General features: G+C 29.8%; 6 protein-coding genes. All 6 read right to left on the reverse strand.

From position 1 onward, the window contains the following. On the reverse strand, positions 1 to 545 hold a 545-nt coding region (locus tag ACKVOD_RS09530; RefSeq protein ID WP_409209239.1), incomplete at its 3' end, for an NAD-dependent epimerase/dehydratase family protein. A gap of 10 nt (positions 546 to 555) precedes the next feature. Further along, complete coding sequence (locus tag ACKVOD_RS09535; protein ID WP_409209240.1) at positions 556 to 1,308, reverse strand: class I SAM-dependent methyltransferase; 753 nt, start codon at positions 1,306 to 1,308, stop codon at positions 556 to 558. Between the two features lie 4 nt (positions 1,309 to 1,312). Further along, the gene (locus tag ACKVOD_RS09540; RefSeq protein ID WP_409209241.1) at positions 1,313 to 2,245 is read right to left on the reverse strand and encodes an NAD-dependent epimerase/dehydratase family protein; all 933 of its coding nucleotides are present in this window, start codon (positions 2,243 to 2,245) and stop codon (positions 1,313 to 1,315) included. After that, positions 2,242 to 2,772 (reverse strand): dTDP-4-dehydrorhamnose 3,5-epimerase family protein, encoded by a 531-nt coding sequence (locus ACKVOD_RS09545; protein WP_409209242.1) that lies wholly within the window; start codon positions 2,770 to 2,772, stop codon positions 2,242 to 2,244. The genes ACKVOD_RS09540 and ACKVOD_RS09545 overlap by 4 nt, the downstream gene beginning before the upstream one ends. Continuing rightward, positions 2,769 to 3,875, reverse strand: a complete 1,107-nt coding sequence (locus ACKVOD_RS09550) for a DegT/DnrJ/EryC1/StrS family aminotransferase (RefSeq protein ID WP_409209243.1) — start codon at positions 3,873 to 3,875, stop codon at positions 2,769 to 2,771. The genes ACKVOD_RS09545 and ACKVOD_RS09550 overlap by 4 nt, the downstream gene beginning before the upstream one ends. A 44-nt stretch (positions 3,876 to 3,919) precedes the next feature. After that, on the reverse strand, positions 3,920 to 4,375 hold a 456-nt coding region (locus ACKVOD_RS09555), incomplete at its 5' end, for a polysaccharide biosynthesis protein (RefSeq protein WP_409209244.1).

Genomic DNA, 4,375 nt, shown 5'->3' on the forward strand with positions numbered 1-4,375 from the left:
TCGATAACATCTTCATTTTTAGATTCTATAACTTTTTTGCAAATTGCTGTTGGTAACTTTTCTCTATCCACTTTCCAATCACCTTGAGGTCCAAATATGTTATGAAGTCTTGCAATTCTAACATTTAACCCATAATTTTTATGGTATGATAAAAACATTTTTTCAGAGAATAATTTTTCCCATCCGTATTCGGAATTTTCCTCACAATATGAAGAAGAGTAGAGTACCTTTTTAACTTTTTTCTTAACACATTCTTTAAATACGTTTAGATTAATTGTCACTGAGTTATGAATTAAATTTGAGTCGTTTTTACTGATGCTGGCAGCCAATTGATATACTTCATCAACTCCTTCTTCAATGACCAAATCTACGACCTTAGGGTCTGTTAAATCCCCTAATATAAATTCATCACATATTTCATCTTGATAGAAGTATTGGTGTTTTTTAATGTCGCAAATTCTAACATGATTACCTTCTTCTTTTAGTCTTTTAGATAAATGTCCTCCTATGAATCCCCCACCACCTAACACTACTATTTTCTTCATTGTATTTCATTTAATTTAATTTTTCACAAATAAAAGTTAATCTGTAGTCTTTTTCATTTGCTAAAAGAGAATCATCAAAATATGGTATTATTTTAACAACTGAAAGTCCGCACATTTCGCAGATATCTTTTAATACATCAGGAGTCCATAATTTTTGTAGGAGACTAAATGAAAAATTGTCAACCAATTCACTTTCAAAATATAGGTTAACATCGGTATTCATTAGTGACCAAGATTCAAAAAGATTAGTTTCGGTTTTTGTTTTAGTTAAAATTGTATGGAAATCGTGAGAAATACTTTTTTCCATAATTTCTTTTGGAGGGTCGATTCTACATGCTGTTCCGTTCCAACAATCAAATATAAAAACCCCATCTTTTGATAAAAGATTTGACACGGTTTTAAAATATGATATAAGGTTATTTACAGTATTGATATGGTTGACCACATTAAACATAGAAATAATTGTATTAAACGGTGTGTTTAATTTAATATCAGAAATTGGTCCGTTAAATGTTGTTACATTATTAATTCCTTTTTCAGTTATTTTTTTAATACCAACATTAATCATTGGTGCTGATAAGTCCGTTGATAAAACATCTTTAAAAAAATCTGATAAAATAATACTATGGGTCATAGTACCACATCCAATATCTAAAAGAGAATCTTTTGTTTTTGAATATTTTATAATTAAATCACATTCTGATTTATAATCTTTTTGGGAATATAAATTATCATAATAGGTTGAAAGTTTTTCTGAATACATAATATTATACGTTAGAATATGGGTCGTTTGATTTTATACATTTGATACCTTTCACTAATTCATCAATTCCTTTTTCTATACTTATAGTTGTTTCAAATCCTAATTTCTTAATCTTGTCATAGGAAACAACATAATCTCTTTTATCGGCATCTTCACTTATATCTGCAAGATGTAAGTAATAATTGTTTTTTTTCTGTATTAAATCACAAATATCTCTTTTACTATAGTTCATATTGTTTCCACCAACATTATAAACCTGACCTTTCATTTTTTCTTCGTTTTCAATTGCAAAAATAAAAGAACGAGCAATGTCATTTACGTGAATAAAAGTTCTCATAAAATGAGACTCATAAACAACAATATACTTTTGATTGACTGCCTTATTAACAAAATCATTAACTAATAAATCTAATCTAAGTCTTGGGGATAAACCAAAGGCGGTTGCAAATCTGTATGCCGTTGAATTACAATTTTGTATTAGGTATTTTTCGGCTTCTGTTTTTGTTTCACCGTATAAACTCAACGGATTTAACGGAGTCTCTTCAGTACAAAAACCATCCTTAACGGCTCCATAGTTACTTCCTGTTGAACCAAATAAAACGTATTGATTTGGTTTCACAGAATCAACAAGTCTTTTTGTTGCTTCTAAATTAATTTCTTTTGTTAGTTCTGGATTTTTTTGACAAGCAGGATATCCTACAATAGCCGCAAGATGTATAATAACATCTACACCATCCATAGATTTTTTTAATTTTTCTGTGTCTCTAATATCACCTTCAACAAAACTAAAATTCGGATTAATAAAACATCCGAATAAACTATTTCCACCAAACAATAGACTATCATAGACACATACTTGATATCCTTTTTCTAATAATTTAGGTACTAAAACGCTACCGATATATCCGGCTCCACCCGTTACTAATATTTTTTTCATAGGTATTTTACATTTATATCACGTTCAGATAATATTGGATTTGTTATTGGCCAAAACGCTCCAATCTTTGGGTCATCCCATTTAACCGTAAATTGTTTTCCTTGTCCCTCATATAATGTTGATTGTTTATAATGGAATGTTGCGGTATCACTCATTACTAAATGAGCGTTTCCAAACATAGGTGGAATTAAAATTTGTAATCTATTTTTATCATTTAAAGTAAATGACTCCCATTTTAAATATGTTGGACTATCTGGTCTCATGTCCACAATGACTTGGTATAAATGACCTTGTAAACAGGATATAAGTTTCCATGTTCTTTCGTCACCATGGAACCCTCTTAAAGTGTTTCTCCATGAAACACTAATATCATCTTGTTTCCATTCAACACCATTTCCATCAGGACCTAATACTTTATAATTTTCTATGTTCCATGTTTCAGTATACTCCCCTCTAAAATCTCTATGAATCGGAGGTTCAATTATTGCAACATCTTTACCAAAAACTTTACTAAATTCTAATTTCATAATTTAAATTCATTAATTTTATCACAAATATATTTTATGTCTTCTTCACTAATTCCAACCCAAGATGGAAGACAAACACCCTCATTATACATTTTTTCAGATACATCAAAATTTGTTTTTTTCTTGAATATTTTCCAAAATGATTTTTCTTCATAACAAGGTTGTTTATGTAAAGGATAAAAGAAAGTCCTAGTTTCAATTTCATTTTCACTCATATATTCCATAAGCTTTTGACTTCCTCCAGGAATTAAAATACAAACTCTGAATGGGATGTGAGATGAATTTGGGTTAGGTTCAATAATCCTTAAGTTGGGGTTTAAATATTTTTTATATCTAGCTAAAATTTCAGCCTTTTTTTCAACAATGTTAGGGAATTTTTCAAGTTGGACTAATCCTATTGAAGTTTGTAAATCGGTCATTCTAAAGTTGTATCCAATTTCTGGATGTATAAAACTTCCTCGATTAAGTCTTCCTTGATTTCTGATGTACAAAAGTTTATTGTATAATTCTTCATTATCAGTCACTACTAAACCTCCCTCGCCAGTTGTCAAAGTTTTATCTGCAAAAAATGAAAAACTTCCAATATCACCAAAGGTACCTGCTTGTTTTCCATTCCAATTTACGCCAACAGCTTGAGCGGCGTCTTCTACAACTTTTAATTTGTGTTTTTTGGCAAATTCAATAACTTCATCCATGTTACAGGCCATTCCATAAATGTGAACAGGCATAATCGCCTTTGTTCTACATGTTATTAATTTTTCCGCTTTTTTAATGTCGATATGTAAATCTGATTCTTGAATGTCACAAAATACAGGTTTTGCTCCCACCATATCAATAGCATTCGCTGATGCGATAAATGTAAAATTTGGAACAATTACTTCGTCTCCTTTTCCAATACCTAAAACTTTTAAAGCCATATAGAGAGATAACGTACCATTAGGTGCCAATACACCATATTTTACATTCATCATTTTACATAGTTTATCAACAAATTCTTTTGATTTAGGTCCCTCGGTTACCCAGTTTAAATCAAAACAAGATTTGATTGCCTCGTATTCTCTATTATCCAAAAAAGGTTGGAATTGTGGTATTTTATATTTCATATTAAAAAATTAACGTATTATAGTTTTAAGTAAATCATTTCAGATTAAATCAACTCTTTGATTTCATCTATGGTAAATTCCTCGACCTCAGATGAAAATGGACCATCTTCTAAAATTTTTTCATGAAAATTTTCACCTGGTTGAAGACCAATAACTTTTATTTTTTGTTCCGCATTTTTTTGACCGTACTTTTGATACATCGCCTCAAGTAAATTTTCAATACTCATTGATTTCATATCGGGAACATATGGCTTTGTTGAGTCACAATTCTCCAAACAATTAAAAATCAAATCAATCGCTTGGTCAACTGTCCAAAAAAATCTTGTAGCTTTAGGTTCAGTTACTATTACAGGTTTATCATTTTGTATTAGTTCTTTCCATTTACATAATACAGAACCTGTAGAATAAAGAACATTACCATATCTTACTATTCTGTAGTCACACTTAGAATTTAATTCTTGATACTGTAAACAAAGTCTTTCCATTAATAATTTACTGGC

It is taken from the genome of Flavobacterium sp. (assembly GCF_046155325.1).
In the GTDB taxonomy this organism is placed as follows: Bacteria; Bacteroidota; Bacteroidia; order Flavobacteriales; family Flavobacteriaceae; genus Flavobacterium.

Excerpts from the sequence above, each read along its gene's own strand:
- ACKVOD_RS09540 (WP_409209241.1), bottom strand. The coding sequence starts at position 2,245 with ATGAAAAAAATATTAGTAACGGGTGGAGCCGGATATATCGGTAGCGTT.
- ACKVOD_RS09545 (WP_409209242.1), bottom strand. The coding sequence starts at position 2,772 with ATGAAATTAGAATTTAGTAAAGTTTTTGGTAAAGATGTTGCAATAATT.
- ACKVOD_RS09535 (WP_409209240.1), bottom strand. The coding sequence starts at position 1,308 with ATGTATTCAGAAAAACTTTCAACCTATTATGATAATTTATATTCCCAA.
- ACKVOD_RS09550 (WP_409209243.1), bottom strand. The coding sequence starts at position 3,875 with ATGAAATATAAAATACCACAATTCCAACCTTTTTTGGATAATAGAGAA.